General features: G+C 62.0%; 26 protein-coding genes, 1 other RNA gene and 2 pseudogenes. 16 read left to right on the top strand and 13 right to left on the bottom strand.

Translation table 11 applies throughout. The features are described 5' to 3' along the window. Positions 1-23: 23 nt before the first annotated feature. Complete coding sequence (locus tag EOC94_RS01385) at positions 24-1826, bottom strand: ABC transporter transmembrane domain-containing protein (protein WP_126104525.1); 1803 nt, start codon at positions 1824-1826, stop codon at positions 24-26. A gap of 200 nt (positions 1827-2026) precedes the next feature. Between EOC94_RS01385 and rpmE the strand changes: the two genes are divergently transcribed. Then, entirely contained in the window at positions 2027-2248 is a 222-nt protein-coding gene (gene rpmE / locus EOC94_RS01380) for a 50S ribosomal protein L31 (RefSeq protein WP_006327661.1), read from the top strand. 68 nt (positions 2249-2316) lie between these two features. Here the strand turns inward: rpmE and EOC94_RS01375 are convergent, their stop codons facing one another. Next, positions 2317-2958, bottom strand: a complete 642-nt coding sequence (locus EOC94_RS01375) for a TetR/AcrR family transcriptional regulator (protein WP_126104524.1) — start codon at positions 2956-2958, stop codon at positions 2317-2319. 124 nt (positions 2959-3082) lie between these two features. Here EOC94_RS01375 and EOC94_RS01370 point away from each other — a divergent pair, with 124 nt between their 5' ends. After that, the gene (locus EOC94_RS01370) at positions 3083-3916 is read left to right on the top strand and encodes an NAD(P)H-binding protein (RefSeq protein ID WP_126104523.1); all 834 of its coding nucleotides are present in this window, start codon (positions 3083-3085) and stop codon (positions 3914-3916) included. A gap of 1 nt (position 3917) precedes the next feature. Continuing rightward, complete coding sequence (locus EOC94_RS01365; RefSeq protein ID WP_126104522.1) at positions 3918-4397, top strand: anthrone oxygenase family protein; 480 nt, start codon at positions 3918-3920, stop codon at positions 4395-4397. A gap of 30 nt (positions 4398-4427) precedes the next feature. Here the strand turns inward: EOC94_RS01365 and EOC94_RS01360 are convergent, their stop codons facing one another. The 3 genes from EOC94_RS01360 to EOC94_RS01350 all read right to left on the bottom strand — a co-directional run bounded on the left by EOC94_RS01360 (position 4428) and on the right by EOC94_RS01350 (position 6122). Next, entirely contained in the window at positions 4428-4739 is a 312-nt protein-coding gene (locus tag EOC94_RS01360) for a SelT/SelW/SelH family protein (protein WP_126104521.1), read from the bottom strand. Positions 4740-4823: 84 nt separating this feature from the next. Continuing rightward, a complete protein-coding gene (locus EOC94_RS01355; protein WP_023800014.1) occupies positions 4824-5573 on the bottom strand; it encodes a YebC/PmpR family DNA-binding transcriptional regulator in 750 nt (249 codons plus the stop codon). A 225-nt stretch (positions 5574-5798) separates the two neighbouring features. Further along, complete coding sequence (locus EOC94_RS01350; RefSeq protein ID WP_095487445.1) at positions 5799-6122, bottom strand: metalloregulator ArsR/SmtB family transcription factor; 324 nt, start codon at positions 6120-6122, stop codon at positions 5799-5801. A 51-nt stretch (positions 6123-6173) separates the two neighbouring features. Here EOC94_RS01350 and EOC94_RS01345 point away from each other — a divergent pair, with 51 nt between their 5' ends. From EOC94_RS01345 to EOC94_RS01335, 3 genes and pseudogenes are all read left to right on the top strand, one after another. Further along, positions 6174-6656, top strand: coding sequence for an SRPBCC domain-containing protein (locus tag EOC94_RS01345; RefSeq protein ID WP_126104519.1), 483 nt, complete (start codon positions 6174-6176; stop codon positions 6654-6656). A gap of 16 nt (positions 6657-6672) precedes the next feature. Further along, positions 6673-7035, top strand: a complete 363-nt coding sequence (locus tag EOC94_RS01340; RefSeq protein WP_126104518.1) for a hypothetical protein — start codon at positions 6673-6675, stop codon at positions 7033-7035. Between the two features lie 28 nt (positions 7036-7063). Further along, positions 7064-7538, top strand: a pseudogene (locus EOC94_RS01335) (SRPBCC family protein). An 89-nt stretch (positions 7539-7627) separates the two neighbouring features. On the opposite strand, the gene EOC94_RS01330 reads toward EOC94_RS01335, so the two are convergent. Beyond that, positions 7628-8521: a LysR family transcriptional regulator gene (locus EOC94_RS01330; RefSeq protein ID WP_164547275.1), complete on the bottom strand. Its 894-nt coding sequence runs from the start codon at positions 8519-8521 to the stop codon at positions 7628-7630. A 101-nt stretch (positions 8522-8622) separates the two neighbouring features. Here EOC94_RS01330 and EOC94_RS01325 point away from each other — a divergent pair, with 101 nt between their 5' ends. After that, positions 8623-9480 carry an oxidoreductase gene (locus tag EOC94_RS01325; RefSeq protein ID WP_127288374.1) on the top strand — a complete coding sequence of 286 codons (858 nt, stop codon included), beginning with the start codon at positions 8623-8625 and terminating at the stop codon, positions 9478-9480. A gap of 56 nt (positions 9481-9536) precedes the next feature. Here the strand turns inward: EOC94_RS01325 and EOC94_RS01320 are convergent, their stop codons facing one another. From EOC94_RS01320 to ssrS, 4 genes are all read right to left on the bottom strand, one after another. Beyond that, positions 9537-10301, bottom strand: coding sequence for a TerC family protein (locus EOC94_RS01320; protein WP_095487453.1), 765 nt, complete (start codon positions 10299-10301; stop codon positions 9537-9539). 71 nt (positions 10302-10372) lie between these two features. Next, positions 10373-11197: a YmdB family metallophosphoesterase gene (locus tag EOC94_RS01315; protein ID WP_126104514.1), complete on the bottom strand. Its 825-nt coding sequence runs from the start codon at positions 11195-11197 to the stop codon at positions 10373-10375. A gap of 82 nt (positions 11198-11279) precedes the next feature. After that, a complete protein-coding gene (locus EOC94_RS01310) occupies positions 11280-11867 on the bottom strand; it encodes a 5-formyltetrahydrofolate cyclo-ligase (RefSeq protein WP_127288373.1) in 588 nt (195 codons plus the stop codon). 98 nt (positions 11868-11965) lie between these two features. Further along, positions 11966-12121, bottom strand: a non-coding RNA gene (gene ssrS, locus EOC94_RS01305) — 6S RNA. 182 nt (positions 12122-12303) lie between these two features. Between ssrS and EOC94_RS01300 the strand changes: the two genes are divergently transcribed. Continuing rightward, complete coding sequence (locus EOC94_RS01300) at positions 12304-13143, top strand: MoxR family ATPase (RefSeq protein ID WP_127288372.1); 840 nt, start codon at positions 12304-12306, stop codon at positions 13141-13143. Positions 13144-13202: 59 nt separating this feature from the next. Here EOC94_RS01300 and EOC94_RS01295 read toward each other — a convergent pair whose 3' ends face one another. After that, complete coding sequence (locus EOC94_RS01295) at positions 13203-14771, bottom strand: MFS transporter (RefSeq protein WP_127288371.1); 1569 nt, start codon at positions 14769-14771, stop codon at positions 13203-13205. A gap of 139 nt (positions 14772-14910) precedes the next feature. Between EOC94_RS01295 and EOC94_RS01290 the strand changes: the two genes are divergently transcribed. The 7 genes and pseudogenes from EOC94_RS01290 (at position 14911) to msrB (ending at position 19499) form a co-directional block, all read left to right on the top strand. After that, on the top strand, positions 14911-15774 hold the full coding sequence (locus tag EOC94_RS01290; protein WP_127288370.1) for a LysR family transcriptional regulator: 864 nt from the start codon (positions 14911-14913) through the stop codon (positions 15772-15774). A gap of 65 nt (positions 15775-15839) precedes the next feature. After that, positions 15840-16286: a GNAT family N-acetyltransferase gene (locus tag EOC94_RS01285; RefSeq protein ID WP_127288369.1), complete on the top strand. Its 447-nt coding sequence runs from the start codon at positions 15840-15842 to the stop codon at positions 16284-16286. Between the two features lie 62 nt (positions 16287-16348). Next, positions 16349-16543 carry a type II toxin-antitoxin system HicA family toxin gene (locus EOC94_RS01280; protein WP_127288368.1) on the top strand — a complete coding sequence of 65 codons (195 nt, stop codon included), beginning with the start codon at positions 16349-16351 and terminating at the stop codon, positions 16541-16543. A 9-nt stretch (positions 16544-16552) separates the two neighbouring features. Continuing rightward, a complete protein-coding gene (locus EOC94_RS01275; protein ID WP_206637182.1) occupies positions 16553-16957 on the top strand; it encodes a type II toxin-antitoxin system HicB family antitoxin in 405 nt (134 codons plus the stop codon). Positions 16958-16966: 9 nt separating this feature from the next. Then, positions 16967-18156, top strand: a pseudogene (locus tag EOC94_RS01270) (VWA domain-containing protein). 32 nt (positions 18157-18188) lie between these two features. Then, complete coding sequence (locus EOC94_RS01265; protein ID WP_127288367.1) at positions 18189-18986, top strand: MBL fold metallo-hydrolase; 798 nt, start codon at positions 18189-18191, stop codon at positions 18984-18986. A gap of 108 nt (positions 18987-19094) precedes the next feature. After that, a complete protein-coding gene (gene msrB, locus EOC94_RS01260; protein ID WP_095487465.1) occupies positions 19095-19499 on the top strand; it encodes a peptide-methionine (R)-S-oxide reductase MsrB in 405 nt (134 codons plus the stop codon). Between the two features lie 30 nt (positions 19500-19529). Here msrB and EOC94_RS01255 read toward each other — a convergent pair whose 3' ends face one another. After that, positions 19530-19868, bottom strand: a complete 339-nt coding sequence (locus EOC94_RS01255; protein WP_126104504.1) for a hypothetical protein — start codon at positions 19866-19868, stop codon at positions 19530-19532. A 215-nt stretch (positions 19869-20083) separates the two neighbouring features. Here EOC94_RS01255 and EOC94_RS01250 point away from each other — a divergent pair, with 215 nt between their 5' ends. Next, positions 20084-20593 (top strand): arsenate reductase ArsC, encoded by a 510-nt coding sequence (locus tag EOC94_RS01250; RefSeq protein ID WP_127288366.1) that lies wholly within the window; start codon positions 20084-20086, stop codon positions 20591-20593. Between the two features lie 26 nt (positions 20594-20619). Here the strand turns inward: EOC94_RS01250 and EOC94_RS01245 are convergent, their stop codons facing one another. Next, complete coding sequence (locus EOC94_RS01245; protein ID WP_127288365.1) at positions 20620-21075, bottom strand: hypothetical protein; 456 nt, start codon at positions 21073-21075, stop codon at positions 20620-20622. Between the last annotated feature and the right edge of the window lie 7 nt (positions 21076-21082).

The raw sequence follows: 21082 nt of genomic DNA, 5'->3' as shown, positions 1-21082 counted from the left end.
GGTTACAGTAGAATAGCTCCTGCCTACTCGGCAGCACCTCTGAAAGCACTCGCCCCGGTTTCGAACTGCAGCTTGGCCAGCCGCGCATAGATGCCGCCCTTGGCGACGAGGCTCTGGTGGGTGCCTTCCTCGACAATGCAGCCGCCATCCATGACCAGGATACGGTCGGCCTTGAGCACTGTCGCCAGCCGGTGGGCGATGACGATCGTGGTGCGGTCCTTCATCAGCCGTTCCAGCGCCGTCTGCACCAGCGTCTCGCTTTCGGCGTCGAGCGCCGAGGTCGCCTCGTCGAGCAGAAGGATCGGCGCATCGCGCAGAATCGCGCGGGCGATCGCCACGCGCTGGCGCTGGCCGCCGGACAGCGTCACGCCGCGCTCGCCGACCTGGCTGTCATAGCCTTTTTCGAGCTTGAGGATGAATTCGTCGGCAAGTGCATCCTTGGCCGCCGCCTCGATCTCGGCGTCGCCGGCGTCCGGACGGCCGAAGCCGATATTGTCACGTGCGCTGGCCGCGAAAATGGTGACATCCTGCGGCACGATGGCGATGCGCTCTCGTATGGCGACGGGGTCGGCCTCGCGCACGTTAACGCCGTCGATCATGATCTTGCCCGTCTCGGGATCATAGAAGCGCAGAAGCAGCGAAAAGACAGTGCTCTTGCCAGCGCCGGAGGGGCCGACGATCGCCACCGTCTCGCCGGGCTTGACCTGGAAACTCAGGCCGTGGACGGCGGCGCGGTCGGGCCCAGCGGGGTAGGAGAACGATACGTCGTCGAAACTTATTGCGCCTCTGGCCGTCGCCGGCAGCAGTTTCGGATGCGCGGGGGCCTGGATCGCGGGCTTCTCGGCCAGGATCTCGGTCAGCCGTTCGGCAGCACCCGCCGCCTGGGAAAGCTCGCCCCACACTTCTGACAGCGCGCCGAGGGCGCCGGCGGCGAACACCGAATAGAGCAGGAACTGGCCGAGCGTGCCCGGCGACAGCGTGCCGTCAAGCACGTCGCGCGAGCCGAACCACAGCACCGCCACCACCGAGGAAAAGATCATGAAGATGGCGAAGAAAGTGAGGAAGGAGCGGGCAAAGATCGAGGATCGCGCCGCTTCGAACGCGGTTTCCACGGCAGATGAAAAATGCCCAGTGACGAGCTTCTCGTTGGTGAAGGCCTGCAGCGTGCGCACCGCGCCGATCTGCTCGCTGGCATAGGCCGTGGCGTCGGCCAGCGTGTCCTGCGCCAGCCGGGATTTGCGCCGCACCGAACGGCCGAAGGCGACGAGCGGCAGCACGATCACCGGAATGGCGGCGATGACGAGGCCCGACAGTTTCGGGCTGGTGAAGACCATCATCGCCACGGCGCCGAGGCCGAGGATGACGTTGCGCAGCGCCACCGAAGCGGTGGCACCGACCGCCGACTTGACCTGCGTCGTGTCGGCGGCGAGCCGCGACACGATCTCGCCCGACTGGGCGGTATCGAAGAAGGATGGCGACAGCGTCGTGACATGGCGGAACACATCGCTGCGGATGTCGGCGACGACGCGCTCGCCGAGCGTGATGACGAAATAGTAGCGGCTGGCTGACGCCGCAGCGAGCAAGGCAGCCATCACCACCAGCATGGCGAAATACTCGGCGATGAAACTGGAATCGGAAGCGGAAAAGCCGTGGTCGATCATCCGCCGCACCGCCAGCGGCAGCGCCAGCGTCGTCGCCGCCGCGACGGTCAGCGAGACGACCGCGCCAATGACCGTTTTCCGGTAGCGGGTGATGTAGGGGAACAGGCGCCGCAGCGGCTTGAGCGAGCGCCTACGCTCGTCTGCATCGCCGCTAGTGTGCGCCATGACCGTTTCCTCTGGCTCTTATGGGTATGCGCCTCAATATGCGCTTACCGCGGCCTTGTGATTCAATTCCGGCTGATGTATAGGCTCGCCGACCGTTTTAGAAGCCGTGGCTCCTCAATAGCTGCGGCTTCGAGTTTTAAAAAGGGGCGCATCGACGCAGGCTTTATGCCCGTCAGCGCCGGCGAACCAGGAATAGCACAATGAAGACCGACATCCATCCCGACTACCACACCATCAAGGTCGTCATGACCGACGGCACCGAATACATGACCCGTTCGACCTGGGGCAAGGAAGGCGACACGATGAACCTCGACATCGACCCGACCACCCATCCGGCCTGGACCGGCGGCCAGCAGACCCTGCTCGATCGCGGCGGCCGCTTGTCGAAGTTCAAGAAGCGTTTCGAAGGTTTCGGCCTCTAAGCCGCAGGCCTTTCTCGGATCGAAGAAACCCGCCCTCGTGGCGGGTTTTTTTGTTGCCGAAATGCGGCCTATTCGCCGACCAGTTCGCGCAGCGCCAAGCGCTTGTAGGCGGCGACCAGGTCGTCGCCTTCTTGCCGCGCGACCGAGATTGCCAGCCGCATGGTGGCCTCGCCCATCTGCCAGATGAGAAATGCCGTCGTTTCCAACGCCGCCGGATCGGCGGCAGGCCGCAGCCGCTTCAACACGGCGGTGAGGAAGTCAGCGTTGGCCCGGCTGTCGGCGAGCTCGAGTTCGCGCAGCGCCTTGTCGGCCTGCGTGCCCGACCAGATGTCGCGCATGACAGGCGACGCTAGGAACAGCCGGTAATAGATATCCACCAGCTCCGAAAATGCCCGCCGCAGCCCTTCGGCATCGATGACATCTGCCAGCGCCGCTGAGATGCAGGCCTGGCTTTCGGCGGTGTAACGCTCGGCCAGCGCCCAGATGATCGCCCGCTTGTCCGGGAAGAACTGGTAGAGCGATCCGATCGACACGCCGGCCCGTTCCGCCACTTCGCCCATGCGCATGGCATCGCTGCCTTGCTCGGCGATCAGCGCGGAGGCGGCAGCCAGCATCCGCTCGACCCGCTCGCGGCTGCGCTGTTGGCTTGGCGCCCGGCGCGGCAACGCGATCTGGCCATCCTGTGAACCCGATACGGTCGAGCCTTCCATCACTGTCTCCTGGCGAATGATCCAACAAATTGGCCAACAAACTGGCTTGACTCACAAAATACGAGGGTTTATCACGTTTTGCAAATGTGAGGAAAACTCATGTTTTCAAGCAAGGAGAACCACCATGAACGACACAGCGAAAAAACCGACTTTGATCCTCGGCGGCACAGGCAAAACCGGCCGTCGTCTCGCGGACAAGCTGGCGGCGCAGGGCCTGCCGGTGCGGATCGGCTCGCGCTCGGGCACGCCGCCCTTCGACTGGGAAAACGACACGACCTGGGAACCTGCGCTTGATGGTGTCGGCGCCGTCTACATCAGCTACTATCCTGATCTTGCGGTGCCCGGTGCGGCCGAAGCGGTCGGCGCCTTCGCCAACCTTGCCGTGGAGCGCGGTGTGCGCCGGCTGGTGCTGCTGTCGGGGCGCGGCGAAACGGAAGCGCAACGTGCCGAAGAGATGCTGAAAGTCTCAGGCGCCGACTGGACGATCCTGCGCTGCGCCTGGTTTTCCCAGAACTTCAGCGAGAGTTTTTTGCTCGATCCGCTGCTCGCCGGGGAGGTGGCCTTGCCGGTCGGCAATGTCGGAGAACCATTCGTCGACGCTGACGACATTGCCGACGCCGCCGTGACGGTGCTTACCAAGCAAAGCCATATCGGCCAGCTTTACGAGCTGACCGGGCCACGGCTGCTGAGCTTCGCCGACGCGGTCGCCGAGATCGGCAAGGCGAGCGGTCACGACATCCGGTTTGTCAGGATTTCGCATGCCGAGTTCACCGCAGCTGTAGCCGGGTACGAGCTGCCGGCCGAGTTCGCCTGGCTGCTCAACGAGCTGTTCACGGAAGTGCTCGACGGCCGCAACGAGGCGCTGACCGACGGCGTCCAGCGCGTGCTCGGCCGAGCCCCAAAAGATTTTTCCACTTATGTAACCGAAACCGCCGCTACGGGCATCTGGAGCAACTGACATGATCGTGAAACTGCTTCCCACTCTCACCTTCATCGCCGCGCTCGGCTCGGGCGTCGTCGCTGGTGTCTTCTTCGCCTTTTCCAGCTTCGTCATGCCGGGCCTCGCCCGCATGCCTGCCGCGGGAGGCATCGCCGCGATGAATTCGATCAACGTCACCGCGGTGACGCCGATATTCATGACCGCGCTTTTCGGCACAGGGCTGATCTGCCTTGTCCTCGCCGTCGGCGCCATCCTCGGCTGGAACCAGCCGGGTTCGTTCTGGCTTCTCGCTGGCGCCCTGATCTATCTCGTCGGCAACCTGATCGTGACCATGATTTTCAACGTGCCGCTCAACAACGCTCTGGCCGCCGTCGATCCGGCAAGCGCCAACGGCGCCGCGGTGTGGACCACCTATCTCAGGGACTGGGTGATGTGGAACCACGTCCGCACTATTACCGCCATCGTGGCGCTGGCCTGCTTCATCATGGCGTGGCGGTGAATGCAGGGTAGAAACGCAAAAGACCCTACGTCAGGCAGGGTCTTTTGACTTATGGCCCTTCCGGTCGGCATGGCCGAGATCTCGGTCCGGATCGATGACGTCGCGAATCAGCTGCTTGAGCTTTGCGGCATCGGGAAAGCCGCCGTCGCGCTTGCGGTCCCAGACCAGCGTGTCGTTGCAGGAAATGGTGAAAATGCCGCCGGTGCCGGGCACCAGCGTGACCTCGCCCAGATCCGTTCCGAAGGTCGAGAGCAACTCCTGCGCCATCCAGCCGGCCCGCAGCAGCCATTGGCACTGCGTGCAATAGGTGATGCGGATGGTCGGCAGCGGCTTTTCGGTCATGTCACATTGAGCTCCGCTCATATGTCAGATTGAGCTCCGCTCATATCTCGGACTGAACTCCGCTCATGCCGGGCTGACCTGTGCTCATGCCGCGCTGAGCTTCGCCATGGTCTCGTCGTCGACCTCGAAATTGGCGTAGACGCTCTGCACGTCGTCATCGTCCTCGAGCGTCGCGACCAGCTTCATCAACGACTGTGCCCGCTCCTCGTCGACCGCGATGTTGGTCTGCGGCTTCCAGATCGGCTTCACCGACTCTGCCTCGCCGAGCGCGCCTTCCAGCGCCTTCGACACCTCGCCGAGATTCTCGAAGGCGCAATAGATCGTGTGGCCTTCCTCGTCTGACTGGACGTCGTCGGCGCCGGCCTCGATCGCCGCGTCCATGACCTTCTCGGCGCTGCCGACTGACGCCGGATAGAAGATCTCGCCGACACGGTCCCACATGAACGACACCGAGCCGGTTTCCCCCATCGCCCCGCCGGCCTTGGTGAAGGCGGCGCGCACATTCGACGCCGAGCGATTGCGGTTGTCGGTCAGCGCCTCGACGATGAGCGCGACGCCACCGGGTCCGTAGCCTTCGTAGCGCACGGCTTCGTAAGTCTCGGCGTCGCCCATCGATGCCTTGTTGATGGCGCGCTGGATATTGTCTTTCGGCATCGACACCGCCTTGGCGTTCTGCACGGCCAAGCGCAGGCGCGGGTTCATCGACGGATCCGGCGTGCCGCTCTTGGCGGCGACGGTTATTTCGCGCGCCAGCTTGGAAAACATTTTCGACCGCACCGCGTCCTGGCGGCCCTTGCGGTGCATGATGTTCTTGAACTGTGAATGGCCAGCCATGGCACCCCTGTCGTCTTCTTGGCAGAGCATTCTGCAGCAAGGTAGTCACCTCGCCATTTGCCAAAATGCTCGAATTCAAAATTTCAGAACGTCCCTGGTGCGTCCGGATGGACGTACGGCGCTCTATGTCGGAATGGCCGGCTTATAGATAAATCGGCTCAATTCGTCCAGCCGCGCCGTAACGGTGGCGCGCAATGCGCCCGCCAGCTGCATTCCTGCGGCCATTCATTCTTCCAGATCGGATTTCAGCCGGTCGAGAATGCTGATCGCGTGCGTGGCGTATTGGCTGATCCAGCGGTCGTGGATCTGCTTGATCGGCAGCGCGTTGAGATGGTTCCAGCGTTCGCGGCCCTCGCGCCGCGCCACGACTAGGTCGGCTTCTTCCAGCACTTTCAGATGCAGCATGACGGTGCAGCGGTCCATGTCTGGAAAGGCATCGCACAGCATGCCGGTGGTCCGCGGCGCGTCCTTCAGCTCGTCCAGCAGCGCACGCCGGCGCGGATGCGCCAGCGCCTTGAAAACATTGTCGTCCTGCGCTTTGCTTGACATGTTATATTTTTATAACATAATATCGGCCTGATCAAGGAAGGAGCTGTGGATATGTCTCTTGGATTCAGAGTTTCGGGCCGCATCGGCAAACCGGTCGCCGAGGTCTTCGACGCAGTCGTCAATCCGACCAAGCTCAGCGGCTATTTCACCACGATCGGCGGCGCCAGCGCGCCGCTGGTGGCCGGCGCCGGCGTCGTCTGGTGGGGCAAGGTTCCCGTCGAGGTCGATGAGGTGGAGAAAGACAGTCGCATCGTGCTGCGCTGGGACGCCACCGACGCCGACGGCAAGCCGGCCTACAAGACGCGCATCGAGATGAATTTCGAGCCGCTGGATGACGGCGGCACCTTCGTCACCATCGCCGAGACCGGCTGGCACGAGGACGCGGTCGGCCTGAAGAAGTCCTACCTCAATTGCGAGGGCTGGTCGCAGATGCTGGCCTGCATGAAGGCCTATGTCGAATACGGCATCAACCTGCGCGACGGCTATTACCGCAGCGAGATGAAGGGCGAGCCGGCCAGCGAAGACAATATCTGAGAAGACGGAGGAAAGAATGCCTGCGAAAATCACCGGCGGCATCAACATCGCCATGAAAGTGCCGCCACACCAGTACCAGGACACGATCGCCTTCTACCGGGACGTCGTCGGCCTGAAGCCGTTCACGGCCAAGGCGCCGGCTATCGGCTTCGAACTCGGCCCCAATCGCCTATGGATCGACGAAGCGCCGATGCTGAGCCAGGCAGAGGTTTGGCTGGAGTTGTTCACCGACGATTTTCCGGCCGCAGCCGATCATCTCGCCAAGGCCGGTATCGTGCGCTGCGACGCCATTGAGGCGCTGGGTGAGGGTTTTCGTGGCGGTTGGATCACCAATCCGGCCAACATCGTTCACATGGTGCGCGAACCCGACGCCTGGTGACGGAGGCCTGTTCGGAAAGGAGGACGATATGGAAATCCGTGAGACACCGACCGCCGAAGCCGGCATGCTGATCCGGGCGGCCGGTCGCAGAAATGTTCGAAGCCATCGTCGATCCGGCGATCACGACGAAATTCTGGTTCACTCATGGCAGCGGCAGGCTGGACAGCGGCAAGGAGGTTCGCTGGGAATGGCGCATGTACGGCGTCTCGACGCCGGTCACGGTCAGCGAATTCGTCAGGAACGAAAAGATCGTCATGCAATGGAGCGATCCGCCGACCACGGTGCTCTGGACCTTTACCGAGATGCCCGGCGGCACGACCTTCGTCGAAGTTCGCAATTTCGGCTTTGCCGGCAGTGCCGACGAGCAGGTCAAGCAGGCGATCGGCTCGACCGATGGCTTCGCGTTGGTGCTCGCCGGCGCCAAGGCGTGGCTGGAGCAAGGCCTGACGCTTGGCCTGATCGGCGACCGCCACCCGAAGGGTGTTCACGAGCAGACTGTATAAAAAGCCGCCCTGTACCGTCAGACCACCCGGTCGCTCACTTGAATCCGTGAGCAGCCGCTTTTTCATTGGCCTTAACGCGTATCACCTAGTCAGATGCGGCCACGCACCGCCTGTATGAACGCCGCCAACACCGGACGCATCTGTCGCCGCGACGAGTAGTAGAGGTGGAAGCCTGGGAATGGGGGCGTCCACTCTGATAACAGCCGGACAAGTCGGCCGTCCTTCACATAAGGCGCAACCTCATGGGTGAGCAGATACCCGATGCCTAACCCGTCCAGCACCGCTTCGAGCATCAGTTCGGGCTCATTGAATGTGAGCGGCCCGGAGACACCTACGTCCAGAGCCTGTCCGTCGCGCTCAAATTCCCAGGCGTAGATCGTGCCGGCTGTGACCATCCGGTAATTTATGCACCGGTGTTGCGTCAGATCGCTTGGATGGATGATGGGGGCCGAGTTCGCGACGTGATCGGGTGTCGCGACGATAGCCATGCTGAGTTCGGGCCCGACTTTGAGCGCGATCATGTCCCGCTCCAGCTTTTCGCCAAGGCGAATGCCCGCATCGAACCGGTCGGCGACGATGTCACGGTAACCATAGTCGATCAGGACCTCGACCGTTGCATCCGGATGCGCGGTCGTGAAAGCCGGCAGCGCGGGCCGGACCACCGCCTCATAGGCCTGCCGCGTCGTTGTCAGACGCAGCGTTCCCGAGACACGGTTTCGCCCCAGGTCCAACGCATCCAGCGCCCCATCGATGCTTTCCAGTGCCGGCCCCAGCGTCCCCAGCAGCGTCTCGCCCGCCTCGGTCACGGACACGCTTCGGCTGCTGCGCTGGAGAAGACGGTAACCGAGCCGCGCCTCAAGCCGGCGGATCGTGTGACTGAGATTTGAGGTGGATGTCGCCAGCGTCACGGCGGCTCGCGTGAAGCTTCGTGCACGGGCGACGGCTGCGAAGGCGGCGAGGTCGTCCAGGCTGGCGCGCGTCATCATGTAATCCTGTTCAACGACCCTTCCAATCAATTCAGTCTAATCGAACGCCGTGTTGATCGCCATATCTGATGGTACCAAAGGATGGATGGAGATAGATCATGATCATGAAGGACGCCGTTTGGCTCATCACGGGCTGCTCCAAAGGTCTCGGCCGCGCGCTGGCGGAGCAGGCGCTCACCGCCGGCTACCGCGTCGTCGTCACCGCGCGGAGCACCGCAGACATTGCCGACCTCGTGGCCGCGCACGGTAAAGCGGCGCTTGCCGTCGAGCTCGATGTCACAGCCGCGCACCAGATCGATGAGGCGATCGCGGCAGCCGAGGATCGCTTCGGTGGCATCGACGTGCTCGTCAACAATGCCGGCTATGGCTACCTCGCCGCGATCGAGGAGGGCGAGGATGCGGACATCCGCACCTTGTTCGAGACCGACCTGTTCGGCCCGGTTAACCTGGTGAAGGCCGTGCTGCCTGGGATGCGTGCACGCCGGCGAGGGCATATCGTCAGCGTCAGTTCCATCGGTGGCCTGGTTACCTATCCCGGCGTTGGCTACTATCACATGGTGAAGTTCGGTATCGAGGCGATGTCGGACACGTTAGCCAAGGAGCTGGCGCCGCTGGGTATCGGGGTCACGGCGGTCGCGCCTGGCGCATTTCGCACCGACTTCCGCGGACCTGCCTCGATCAAACAATCGGCAACACGCATCGACGACTATGCCGACACCGCTGGCAAATCGCGCGACGGGACATTGGCCGGCCACCGCAAGCAGGCAGGCGACCCCTCGCGCGGCGCTCGCGCGATCATCGCCGCCGTCGAGGCGGAGAATCCTCCTGTCCATCTTCTGATCGGGGGCGACGCTTTGGACCAATTCCGTGGCAGGCTCGACGCGTTGCGGCAGGAGACCGACATCTGGGAGACGGTAACTCGAAGCACTGACATCGTCCCCGACAAGACAGCCTGATTGGATGCGCGGTACGGCCCTCCGAGGTCTGCACGAAGCAGGTGTCTGCTTACAACTCAGTGCCCGCCAGCCTTTGCCTTCCTCCGGCGTCGCGCCAGCATGTTGAGACCCTCGACAAGGGCGGAAAAACCCATGGCGGCGTAGATGTAGCCCTTCGGCACATGGAAGCCCATGCCGTCGGCGATCAGCGTCATGCCGATCATCAGCAGGAAGCTCAGCGCCAGCATGACGATGCTGGGGTTCTTGGCGATGAAGTCGGCGAGCGGCCCAGCCGCCAGCATCATCACGGTGACCGCCACAATGACGGCGATGTACATGATGGCGATCTCGTCGGTCATGCCGACCGCGGTGATGATCGAATCGATCGAGAAGACGAGATCGAGCAGCAGGATCTGAAAGATCGCGCCGGCCAGCGAAAGCTGCAGCGTCTGGCCCATCATCGTGTCCTGGTGATCCTCGAGATCGACCGTGTGGTGGATCTCCTTGGTCGCCTTCCAGACGAGGAACAGGCCGCCGGCGATCAGGATCAGGTCGCGCCAGGAAAAACCATGGCCGAAAGCGGTGAATACCGGCGCTGTCAACTGGACGATGATCGAGATGGTGGCAAGCAGTACCAGCCGCATGATCAGCGCGGCAGAAATGCCGAGCCGCCGGGCGCGGGCCCTTTGTGCCTCCGGCAATTTGTTGGTGAGGATCGAGATGAAGATCAGATTGTCGATGCCGAGCACGACCTCCAGCACGATCAGCGTCAGCAACGCGACCCACGCGGTCGGATCGGAGACAAAGGCGAAGTGTGGCGCCAGGAATTCGATGAGCTGCATGGAGGTCGTTCCCTCTTACGATCTAGAGCAGTGTCGCCGGCAGTTAGGTATCGCAGGCGTTGATATCAATGTCACGACCAGAAAGATGGCGCAGTTTCCTCGAGCCGCGGTCCGCGACGAAACGGCGCAATCCGCTCGGTCAGGCCACTGCGATCCGAAATGTCGACGCCGACGCCGCACAATGTCGCCGGGCCGGTCGCGGCCTCGAACCGTCCTTTCGGCACCTTCGACAGAAACCGGTTGAGCGGCTCCTCCTTATCCATGCCGAGCGAGGAATCATAGTCACCGCACATGCCGGCGTCGGAGATATAGCCGGTGCCGCCATTGAGGATATGGTGGTCGCCGGTCGGCTGGTGCGTGTGGGTGCCGACGACGAGGCTGGCGCGGCCGTCGACGAAATGCGCAAAGCACATTTTTTCAGACGTCGCCTCGGCATGGAAATCGATGACCACCGCATCGGCCTGCTCGCCGAGCGGGCAGGCGGCAAGCTCGCGCTCACCTGCCTGAAACGGGTCGTCGAGTTCGGGATGCATGAACACCCGGCCCATGATGTTGGTGACCAGAACGCGCGCGCCATTCCTGGCGATGTAGACGCCGGAGCCGCGGCCCGGCGTGCCCTTGGGGAAATTGGACGGGCGCAGGAAGCGTTCCTCGCGCGGCGCGAAAACCAACGCGTCGCGCTGGTCCCAGACATGATTGCCGGTGGTGACGACATCGGCACCCGCCGAGATCGTCTCGCGAAAGATCTCTTCGGTGATGCCGAAGCCGCCGGCGGCGTTCTCACCATTGACGATGACGAAGTCGAGTTTGAAATCTGAGATCAGGCCGGGCAGTTGTTCCCACACTGCCGTGCGCCCGGTCTTGCCGACCATATCGCCGAGGAAGAGAAGTCTCATCTAAACATGATCCCGAACCAAAGGTCAGCGAAGCACAAAAGCTGCATGACTTTCGGAAAAGACCATGCGTCCAGGAACTTATCTACAATTTCGGCGCGAACTGGCGCAACCCGTTCTCGGTGAGTATTTCCGGGATGACCATGTCGTGCGGCTCGTCCGGCACCAGCGCCACCTCCTGGCAGTCGAAAGCAATCCCGATCAGCCGGGGCGGCTGCCCCTTGTCGACCAGCCGCGCGATCGCGCGGTCGTAATAACCGGCGCCGTAGCCGATGCGGTGGCCGCGCGCGTCGAAAGCCGCGAGCGGCACCAGCATTACCTGGGGATCAAGCACCTCGGCCTCCTCATGCGGCCCGACGGTGCCGAACCCCATATCGACCATCGGCGCCCCACGCACCAGTTCGCGAAAGACGATGGTGGTCTTGTCGAGAATGGCAGGCAGGCAAAGCCGTGCCCCGTTTTCGCGCAAGGCAAACATCAGCGGCCGGACGTCGACTTCCGAGCGCATCGGCCAGAAGCCGGAGACGATCTCGCCCGGCTCTATCGCAATGCTGTCCCGCGCCGTCTCGGCCATCTCGAGCGCCGCTTCCACCCGCCAGAACGGATCGAGCGCATCGCGGCGCCCGAGCGCTTCCTTGCGGAGATGTCTTTTCAGTTCTTTTGGAGAGGTCATGGGGGCCAAGGTAGAAAAGGTCGGATCTGATTGGAGTTTTAGGAGCGACGTTTTCCACCGCATGATCCACCGAATTTGAGTGGATCTTTTGCGTCGAGTGACGATCCACACAACCGGTGGAGAGAGCGATCCCGGGAACCTACAAAGTAGGTGGGCGCCGTATGAGAAAACCCACGGGTCTTCCCAGGGACAGCTCCCTAGGGATCATTAAGGCCCCGGGGAAAATGTTCTCCTGCCGGGAAGCGCAGACCGTCACAACCAATATAGGCTGGCGATCGGCCAAGCGCCAGAGAGACGGCCATGCTCCGCGGCTTAATTCGTCACAAAGACCCGCCTGGGAGCTGCGCGGCATGAGGTTTCACCGTGCCCTCGCTGCTGCGCCTTGCACAGGCTGGACCGTCTCCTTACGGTTGCTATGAAAAACCGAGGAGCAAGAATGCGTTTCGAAGGCACGGCGGCCTATGTCGCCGACAAGGACCTGATGGTGGCGGTCAATGCGGCAATCGCGCTGGAGCGGCCATTGCTGGTCAAGGGCGAGCCCGGCACCGGCAAGACCGAGCTGGCGAGGCAAGTGGCGGCAGCGCTCGGCCTCGAGCTGATCGAATGGCACGTCAAGTCGACGACAAGGGCGCAGCAGGGCCTCTACGAGTATGACGCTGTCTCGCGGCTGCGCGACAGCCAGCTCGGCGATATCAGCTTCAACGACATCAGGAATTATATCAAGCGCGGCAAGCTGTGGGATGCCTTCGCGACGGCCAATAGGGTGGTGCTTCTGATCGACGAGATCGACAAGGCCGATATCGAATTCCCCAACGATTTGTTGCAGGAACTCGATAGGATGGAGTTCTTCGTCTACGAGACTGGCGAAACGATCCGCGCCGAAGTCAGGCCGATCGTCATCATCACCTCCAACAACGAGAAGGAACTGCCGGACGCCTTCCTGCGTCGCTGCTTCTTCCACTATATTCGCTTTCCCGACGTCGACACGCTGCACAGGATCGTCGACGTGCACTATCCCGGCATCAAGCAGAACCTGGTGCGCGCCGCGCTCACCCAGTTCTACGAGATCCGCGACGTGCCGGGCCTGAAGAAGAAGCCGTCGACCTCCGAGGCACTCGACTGGAACAGGCTCTTGGTCGCCGATGACATCGCGCCCGAGGATTTGCGTGCCGACCCGAAGAACGCGCTGCCGAAATTGCATGGTGCGCTTTTGAAGAACGAACAGGACGTGCATCTGTTCGAGCAACTGGCCTTCATGGCGAGACGGCAGGGGTGAGGAGCGGTCATCCTGGGCCGCAGGAACTCGGCCTCTGACGCCGAGCTGGGAGGCAGTCGCTACGAGCGGGCTTCGCCTGCGCTGTGAGCAGTATGATGGCCTCTTGCCTCCTGCAGCGCGACGTTTTTGGGGCCGAAGATGATGAAGCTGATGACGGCAAGAGCAAGAACGCCGATCCCGCTATAGAGCATGACCCAGCCAAAACCGTTGACCAAAGCGGCATGCGCGATGGCGCCGGACGGATCGAGTATCGCGAGCTTGGGCGAGTGTTGCGAGAGGCCGTCGAGATTTCCGGCGGCGATCTTCTCCGCCAGCGCGCGCAGTTCATTGGGATCCAAGGCCGTGCCCAATGCTTCGCGCAGATAAGAAACGATCCCCTGCGTCAACAGCAAGCCCAGCACCGCGATATTGATGGCGAGCGTGATCAAGCGCGCGCTGATATCGATGCCCGAAGCCATGCCGGCACGATCCGGCGACACTGAGCCGGTCGTGGTGTTGGTGGTCGGCGAATTGGTCAGGCCGATGCCGATGCCGGCAATCAGCGTGCCGGGCAGCATGGTCAGCCAGTTGGCCCCCTCGAGCCCGGAGCCTACCCTCATGGCGATGAAGCCGATCCCCAATGTCAGCAAGCCAAGCGGGATCGCCACCCGCGCCTGATAGCGTGCGCGCAAGCGCTCGGCTATCGAGGACATCAGCATGAGGGGAAGCGTGTAGACGAGCAGCAACAGACCGGTCGTGGTGCTGTCGTAGCCGAGCACTCCCGAAAAATAGATCGGCAGATAGATGATGAACGGCCAGTAGCTGAAATTCATGCCAATGCCGCCCATGATCGCTCCCGAAAATTGGCGAATGCGGAACACCGAGAAATCGAACATCGGATAGGGGTTGATCTTTTCGGCAACAAGGAACGCGATGAAAGCCAGCACGGCCGCGCTTGCCACGCCGATGCGGGCGCCAGAGCCGAGATCAGCCCCTTGCGTGATCAGATAGGAGAGGCCGAACACCGCAAACGAGAGCGTGAGGATGCCGGCCCGGTCAAGCTTCTGGGCGTTGCGATCGAATGATTCGGTGACACCGGCACTGATGAAGACCAAGGCAAGAATGGCGAGTGGCACATGGATGAGGAACACCCACTGCCAGCTCGACAGCGTTACGATCAATCCGCCAATGGCGGGACCAAAACCAAGCCCGATGCCCGAGACGACGCTCCAGGCTACGAAGGCCTTGCCGCGTTGACTGCCGTCTTGGAACTGGTGGGACAGCACCGCCACACTGCAGGTGAACATCGCGCCCCCCGCAAGGCCTTGCAAGAAGCGCGCGATGATCAGAAGCGGAGCGGTCGGCGCGAGGCCGCATAGCAGAGAGGTGAGGCCGAAGGCGACGGTGGTGATCACCATCACGCGTTTGCGGCCGAAACGGTCGGCCAATGTTCCCGTCGCCATCAACACCGTGGTGCAGGCAATGGTGTAGGCGTTCATGATCCATTGCAGATCCTTGAAGTCGGCGGCGAGCACGCTTTCCAGTTTCGGAAGGATCACCGGCACACTGGAGATTTCGAGGCCGAACAGCAGCGAGGCAAGGCAGGCGCCCACGAGCGCAACGGTGTTTCGGTCAATTTGAAACGTCATATCGATCACTTTCCATCGGAGCATTCACAGGGGCTGCGAGCGGCGCCCTTAACTGCGGCCGACATGACATAGACGAGCCTTGACTATGAAAAAAGGCTATGCGTTTCTATTTCAGAAATGACAAAATGGAATGATCGCAATGGCCAGCCTTGATGTCGACGCCGTGCGCACCTTCGTCATGGTGGCCGACCTGCAGAGCTTCACCCGGGCGGCTGCCGCGATGGGGAGCACCCAGGCGACGATAAGCGTCAAGCTGCGTCGGCTCGAAGAAAAGCTCGGCGCGCGTTTGATCGAACGGACCCCGCGCCGTGTGGCTCTATCCGCAAGAGGAGCGGTCTTCCTTCCCGCGGCCCGTGAATTCCTTGCCGCCCATGAACGCGCCGTCGCGGAGTTTTCCGCAGCGCCGTGTCGGCTTGCTCTCGGCTTTGTCGATCATGTTGCGGGGCCTAAGCTTTCAACACTGATAGCCCAGCTTTATGCCCATGATCCTTCGCTCGCGCTCAACATAAGGATCGACACCAGCTCCATGCTGGAGGAAGCTTTCGATCGCGGCGAGCTCGACGCTGTGATCGTGCACCAGGAAGATGACATCCGACGCGGCGAAGCCCTGTCGCGCACCCACTATGGCTGGTTCGCGGCCCCTGCCTTCGAATGGCGGCCCGGAACGCCATTGCGCCTGGCCCTTTTGAGCACCGTATGCAATTGCCCGGACCGCCTGAGGGCGGTCGAGGCGCTGGATAGGGCAGGCATCGCCTGGAGTGAGGCTTTCGTGGGCGGTGGCGGCGCGGCCGTCAACATCGCGGTATCGGCCGGCTTCGCCATTTCCGCCCTCGCCCACCGTGTCGTTCCCCCCGGTTTGGTCGAGGTGGGCCGCAAACTCGGCCTGCCGCCAATTCCGCCTTCGGAGATCGTTTTGCATTCGCATGCTTTGGCGCCGCGGGCACGAGAGGCGCTGCGCATGCTCGCGACCGCTTTTCGCGAGTATAATTTGCCGGCGGGATAGGCAAAGATATTCGTGATGCCGATTCTATTGGGATGGATCGGTTGCAGACCTCAGAGGGAAATGAAATGACCGAGATCACCGTCCGCCCACTTGCACAATCTGACCATGCCGACTGGCAGCGTCTGTGGACCGCCTACCTCACCTTTTACGAAACCAAGCTGCCGGAGCACGTCTACGCCCTCACCTGGAAGCGCCTGTTCACGGCAGGCGAGTTCGAGCCGAAAGGTTTCATCGCCACCCTCGACGGCAAGGCGGTCGGCTTGACGCACTATCTCTATCATCGCTCCTGCTGGTCCCAGGTAAACAACTGCTATCTCCAGGACCTGTTCGCCGACCCGGATGTGCGCGGCAAGGGCGTCGGCGCCGCCCTGATCGAGGCGGTGAAGCAGGAAGCCGGCAAGATCGGCGTCAAGAACGTCTACTGGATGACGCACGAGACCAACACCACCGCGCGCAAGCTCTACGACCACGTGGCGCGGCGCACGGGCTTCATCGAATATGATTTGATGTGATGGCTGCCGACGATTGAAATAGCTGCTGTTGCGCAATATATTGCGCATGATCAGGACTGCCCGTGCCACTGATCGAGACCAACACACGCAAGATCGTCACGAGGCTTTTACGCGATAGCTGGGTGAACGTAGGCGGCGGCAAGCATGAGAAGTATGAGCATCCGGAGAGGCCGGAGATCATGATCATCGTGCCGCGGCATCGCGAACAATCTCTGGGTGTCGCGCGGTCGATCGCCCGGCTTGCTGGATGGATTTAGGGACGAATCATGATGCACTATGTCGGAATTCTTGACGGCGCAGATGATGTCTGGGGGGTGCGGGTGCCCGATCTTCCCGGGTGTCACGGCGGTGGCGCAAGTCCCGAGGAGGCGATAGCCGATGCGACTTCCGCCGTTCGCGAATGGGCCGAGGCACGAATGGCGAAGCACTTGCCCTTGCCCGCCGCGCGCACGGTGGCAGATCTGCTCCGACTGGGCGAAATCGATAGCGCTGCCGGCGAATCTGCCGTGATGATCCCCGTGCTGATCGATTCCGGCCGGCCTGTCCGGGCCAATCTGTCGCTCGACGCAGGCCTTTTGGCGGCAATCGATGCCGAAGCGAGCCGACGCGGCCTCACGCGTTCCGCTTTCATCGCCAGCGCCGCACGGGAGAAGATCGAAGGTCACAGATAAAGTCGTACGATGTTCATTCCCTTCTTCCTCGAACTGAAGGCAGCGCGTGTTCCGGTCTCGCTTCGGGAATATCTGTCGCTGCTGGAAGGGCTGGAGGCGGGGCTGGTCGACTATGACGTCGAGGGTTTTTACTATCTCGCCCGCTCCGCACTGGTGAAGGACGAGCGCCACATCGACCGTTTCGACCAGGTCTTTTCGCATATCTTCAAGGGGGTCGAAGCGCTGGCTGGCGAAAACGCGGTCGACGTCGAGAACATTCCGGAGGAATGGCTGCGGCGGCTTGCCGAAAAGCACCTGACCGATGAAGAAAAAAGCTGGTCGAGGCGCTGGGTGGTTTCGAAAAGCTGATGGAAACGCTGAAAAAACGGCTTGAGGAACAGAAGGGCCGGCATCAGGGCGGCTCGAAATGGATCGGCACCGGCGGGACATCGCCCTTCGGCGCCTATGGCTACAATCCCGAAGGGATTCGCATCGGCCAGCATGAGAGCCGCAACCGCCGCGCGGTGAAAGTCTGGGACAAGCGCGAATTCAGGAATTTCGACGATACCGTCGAGCTCGGCACCCGCAATATAAAGATCGCGCTGAAGCGCTTGCGCCGCTGGGTGCGCGAAGGAGCCGAGGAGGAGTTCGACCTGCCCGGCACCATCCACGCCACGGCCGAGCATGGCTATCTCGACGTGCAGACACGGCCCGAGCGGCGCAATGCCGTGAAGCTGCTGATGTTCTTCGATGTCGGCGGCTCGATGGACGATCACATCAAAAGCGTCGAAGAGCTGTTTTCGGCTGCCCGCGCCGAATTCCGCCAGCTCGAATACTTCTACTTCCACAACTGCCTTTACGAAGGCGTCTGGAAGGACAATCGCCGCCGCCATGCGGAGGTGATGCCGACCTTCGACCTCCTCCACAAATACGGCCCGGACTACAAGATGATCGTCGTCGGCGATGCCTCGATGAGCCCCTATGAGATCGCGCATCCCGGCGGCTCGGTCGAGCATTGGAATCCGGAAGCCGGCGTCGTCTGGCTCAACCGCCTGCTGCAGCAATGGCCAAACGCGGTATGGCTCAACCCGGAAAATGAGAAACACTGGGGCTATACTCATTCGATCGCCATGATCCGCGATATCTTCGGCGGCCGCATGTTTCCGCTGACGCTCGCCGGGCTCGAAGCCGCGACGAAACAGCTTTCAAGGAAGCACTGAGTGGATTTTCGGAACGCAAGACAGGAAGGCCGATGACCTGTTTCCTTTGCCTGCAGTGTGGCGTCCAATTCGCGGCAACAGCCGCGCCGCCGGACCATTGCCCGATCTGCGAGGACGAGCGGCAATATGTGCGCTGGGAGGGCCAGGCCTGGATCACGCCGGAGGAACTCGCCGCCGGGCATCGGATCGTGATGAAAGACGACGCTGGCGTGCTCGCCTTCGGCATCGAGCCGCGCTTCGCCATCGGTCAGCGGGCGTTGCTGGCACAAACCCCGCACGGCAATGTGCTGTGGGACTGTATCTCGATGGTCAGCGACGAGGCGGTGACCGAGATCAACCGACGGGGCGGCTTGGCCGCGATCGCCATTTCGCACTGCCATTATTATTCGGCGATGGTTGAGTGGAGCGAAGCGTTTGGCGGCGTGCCGATCTACCTGCACGCCGATGATCGCAAGTGGGTCATGCGGCCGCATCCGGCTGTTATCAGTTGGGAAGGCGAGACGCGCGCCCTAAACCCCTCGCTGACACTTATCCGTTGCGGCGGCCACTTTGCCGGCGGCCAGGTGCTGCACTGGAAGCGCGACGGCGGCGACGCCATCCTGGCCGGCGACATCTTGCAGGTGACGCCTACGCGCCGCCATGTCAGCTTCATGTACAGCTACCCGAACTACATCCCGCTCAATGCGGCGAAAGTGCTCGGCATCAAGGCCGCGCTGGAGCCTTTCGCGTTCGACCATATCTATGGCGCATGGTGGAACCAGAACGTCATCGGAGACGCAAAGGCGGCATTTGCAGCGTCGGTTGCGCGGTATCTCGCGGCGATCGCCTGAGGAATTCTTCGCGGCATCGAAAATATGGGCAAACGCCGTAACGAATGCCTATTTTAGGCGAACTTGCGAAGGCAACCCAAACAGCGGCATGAGCTAAGAGGCAAAAAGATGGATAGCCATACCTACCCAGTCACCCGTACCGATGCCGAATGGCGCGCGCGCCTGTCGCCAGAGCAATATGCGGTGATGCGCAACCACGGCACCGAGCGGCCAGGCAGTTGCGCCTTGCTCCACGAGAAGCGCGCCGGCACCTTTTCCTGTGTCGGCTGCGACCAGCCCTTGTTCGAGTCCAAGCTGAAATTCGAGAGCGGCACCGGCTGGCCGAGCTTCAACGACCCGGTGCCCGGTTCGGTCGAGACGACCGTCGACCGCAGCTACGGCATGGTCCGCACAGAATGCCACTGCGCTCGCTGCGGCAGCCATCTCGGCCACGTCTTCGAGGACGGTCCGCCCCCGACCGGCCTGCGCTATTGCATCAATGGCGTCGCGCTGAAATTCGAGCCGGCTGCCTGACTGGAATTCGACGTTGGCAGCACTGTCCTGTCAGACCACCACCACCAGTATCAGCCACAGCACAGCCCCCAGCGTCATCAGCGAAGCCTTGATGCTGGGGGATTTCTCGGCGGTCCGCCACACCGCAAAAGTCAGAAAGAAGTTGTACGGCACCGGCGCGAAATGCACCGCCAGAACGAGAGCGAGCGGCAGCTTTAGCCCGAGCAAGATCAGCGCCAGCACCGACACTGCGATGTTGATCGCCGTGCCGACAAGGACAAGATCGCGCCAGAACAGCCGATCGAGCGGGGCCGTGCCTTGCCAGCGCGAGCGGAAGAAGCCTAGAGCGCGGCTTGCCTCACCGCCTTCGCCTTCGAAGGGAGCACTCATCGGCGCGGCCTTCTCTCTTTCGACAGCCGCAGAAATGTCGAACGCAGCAAGCCAGTCAACGCAAGTCGATCATCGGCACGCAAGCATATGATTTGACAGATTGTCATCAAACGGTCGTGAAACCTTTCTACGTCGCCCTTGCCGGCATCTTGGCAGAGAAAATTGCCGGAATCTGCCGCCCCCATCATCCAGTCGCCTGTCAAGGAGGTCTTGAGATGAGCGATAATGTCTACAACGTGCTGTTTCTTTGCAACGCCAATTCGGCGCGATCCATTATGGCCGAAGCCATCCTCAATCGGATTGGTGTCGGCAGGTTCAAGGCCTTTTCCGCCGGCTCGCGGCCGAAGGGCAAGGTCAATCCCTACGCACTGCAACTGCTCGAAAGCCTCAACTACGATACGAGCTTTGCCCGTTCGAAAGGCTGGGACGAGTTCGCCGAGCCCGACGCGCCGGAGATGCACTTCATCTTCACGCTTTGCGACAGCACCGCGAACGAATCCTGTCCGATCTGGCCGGGTCATCCGATGACCGCACTCTGGTCGATACCGGACCCGGCCAAGGCAGACGGCACCGAGGCCGAACTGCATCTTGCCTTTGCCGATGCCTATCGCATGCTCAACAACCGCATCTCGCTGTTCACCAATCTGCCGATGGGTGCGCTCGACCATCTGGCGCTGCAACAGCATATCGATGCGATCGGCCGCGACACGCCGAAGCCGAACTAGCTCAAGCGGCCAACAGGCAGGTGAAGTCACGAACCGGCTGCGCCATCGTCTCCCAGAACCTCGGCTACGGCGCATTCGAAACGCGATGCTTCCGTCACCAGCCAGTCGGCCATGGCCGGCCAATTGTCCTCGGCAAAACAGTTCACCCGCCACATCGAATTGATGCCGAGGCCCTCGCAACTCTGTTCCGGCCTGAGTTTCAATCTGCCCTCGATCGCCGGCTGGAACGGCTTCAACCGCGACCAGGCTTCCGTGGCACCGAACTTCTCGTTGCGGCCGAAGAAGACGCCGACATGGTTCTGCGCCGGCGCGACATACATGGAAAGGACAAACGCGAAGTCGGGCAGCCCGCGCTGCCAGAACCAGGGTCCGCGCCGCGCCATCAGAGCCCTTTCTTCCGGATGCCGTTCCGCGAACAGCGTCCAGAAGCCGCGTTGGCGGAATTCAGAGGCGCGACGGACGCCAAAGTCGAATTCGCTCATGGTTCGA

The organism is Mesorhizobium sp. M6A.T.Ce.TU.016.01.1.1, from assembly GCF_003997065.1.
In the GTDB taxonomy this organism is placed as follows: Bacteria; Pseudomonadota; Alphaproteobacteria; order Rhizobiales; family Rhizobiaceae; genus Mesorhizobium; species Mesorhizobium mediterraneum.
Note: the sequence above shows the minus strand (reverse complement) of the source record. Positions and strands in the feature narration are given on the sequence as shown.

What these genes read in the sequence shown, in the direction of transcription:
- EOC94_RS01245 (WP_127288365.1), bottom strand. Translation starts at nt 21,075, where the DNA reads ATGAGCGAATTCGACTTTGGCGTCCGTCGCGCCTCTGAATTCCGCCAA.
- EOC94_RS01330 (WP_164547275.1), bottom strand. Translation starts at nt 8,521, where the DNA reads ATGACGCGCGCCAGCCTGGACGACCTCGCCGCCTTCGCAGCCGTCGCC.
- rpmE (WP_006327661.1), top strand. Translation starts at nt 2,027, where the DNA reads ATGAAGACCGACATCCATCCCGACTACCACACCATCAAGGTCGTCATG.
- EOC94_RS01325 (WP_127288374.1), top strand. Translation starts at nt 8,623, where the DNA reads ATGATCATGAAGGACGCCGTTTGGCTCATCACGGGCTGCTCCAAAGGT.
- EOC94_RS01275 (WP_206637182.1), top strand. Translation starts at nt 16,553, where the DNA reads ATGATGCACTATGTCGGAATTCTTGACGGCGCAGATGATGTCTGGGGG.
- EOC94_RS01370 (WP_126104523.1), top strand. Translation starts at nt 3,083, where the DNA reads ATGAACGACACAGCGAAAAAACCGACTTTGATCCTCGGCGGCACAGGC.
- EOC94_RS01265 (WP_127288367.1), top strand. Translation starts at nt 18,189, where the DNA reads ATGACCTGTTTCCTTTGCCTGCAGTGTGGCGTCCAATTCGCGGCAACA.
- msrB (WP_095487465.1), top strand. Translation starts at nt 19,095, where the DNA reads ATGGATAGCCATACCTACCCAGTCACCCGTACCGATGCCGAATGGCGC.
- EOC94_RS01255 (WP_126104504.1), bottom strand. Translation starts at nt 19,868, where the DNA reads ATGAGTGCTCCCTTCGAAGGCGAAGGCGGTGAGGCAAGCCGCGCTCTA.
- EOC94_RS01385 (WP_126104525.1), bottom strand. Translation starts at nt 1,826, where the DNA reads ATGGCGCACACTAGCGGCGATGCAGACGAGCGTAGGCGCTCGCTCAAG.
- EOC94_RS01360 (WP_126104521.1), bottom strand. Translation starts at nt 4,739, where the DNA reads ATGACCGAAAAGCCGCTGCCGACCATCCGCATCACCTATTGCACGCAG.
- EOC94_RS01310 (WP_127288373.1), bottom strand. Translation starts at nt 11,867, where the DNA reads ATGACCTCTCCAAAAGAACTGAAAAGACATCTCCGCAAGGAAGCGCTC.
- EOC94_RS01375 (WP_126104524.1), bottom strand. Translation starts at nt 2,958, where the DNA reads ATGGAAGGCTCGACCGTATCGGGTTCACAGGATGGCCAGATCGCGTTG.
- EOC94_RS01300 (WP_127288372.1), top strand. Translation starts at nt 12,304, where the DNA reads ATGCGTTTCGAAGGCACGGCGGCCTATGTCGCCGACAAGGACCTGATG.
- EOC94_RS01295 (WP_127288371.1), bottom strand. Translation starts at nt 14,771, where the DNA reads ATGACGTTTCAAATTGACCGAAACACCGTTGCGCTCGTGGGCGCCTGC.
- EOC94_RS01285 (WP_127288369.1), top strand. Translation starts at nt 15,840, where the DNA reads ATGACCGAGATCACCGTCCGCCCACTTGCACAATCTGACCATGCCGAC.
- EOC94_RS01365 (WP_126104522.1), top strand. Translation starts at nt 3,918, where the DNA reads ATGATCGTGAAACTGCTTCCCACTCTCACCTTCATCGCCGCGCTCGGC.
- EOC94_RS01355 (WP_023800014.1), bottom strand. Translation starts at nt 5,573, where the DNA reads ATGGCTGGCCATTCACAGTTCAAGAACATCATGCACCGCAAGGGCCGC.
- EOC94_RS01315 (WP_126104514.1), bottom strand. Translation starts at nt 11,197, where the DNA reads ATGAGACTTCTCTTCCTCGGCGATATGGTCGGCAAGACCGGGCGCACG.
- EOC94_RS01350 (WP_095487445.1), bottom strand. Translation starts at nt 6,122, where the DNA reads ATGTCAAGCAAAGCGCAGGACGACAATGTTTTCAAGGCGCTGGCGCAT.
- EOC94_RS01320 (WP_095487453.1), bottom strand. Translation starts at nt 10,301, where the DNA reads ATGCAGCTCATCGAATTCCTGGCGCCACACTTCGCCTTTGTCTCCGAT.
- EOC94_RS01250 (WP_127288366.1), top strand. Translation starts at nt 20,084, where the DNA reads ATGAGCGATAATGTCTACAACGTGCTGTTTCTTTGCAACGCCAATTCG.
- EOC94_RS01345 (WP_126104519.1), top strand. Translation starts at nt 6,174, where the DNA reads ATGTCTCTTGGATTCAGAGTTTCGGGCCGCATCGGCAAACCGGTCGCC.
- EOC94_RS01340 (WP_126104518.1), top strand. Translation starts at nt 6,673, where the DNA reads ATGCCTGCGAAAATCACCGGCGGCATCAACATCGCCATGAAAGTGCCG.
- EOC94_RS01290 (WP_127288370.1), top strand. Translation starts at nt 14,911, where the DNA reads ATGGCCAGCCTTGATGTCGACGCCGTGCGCACCTTCGTCATGGTGGCC.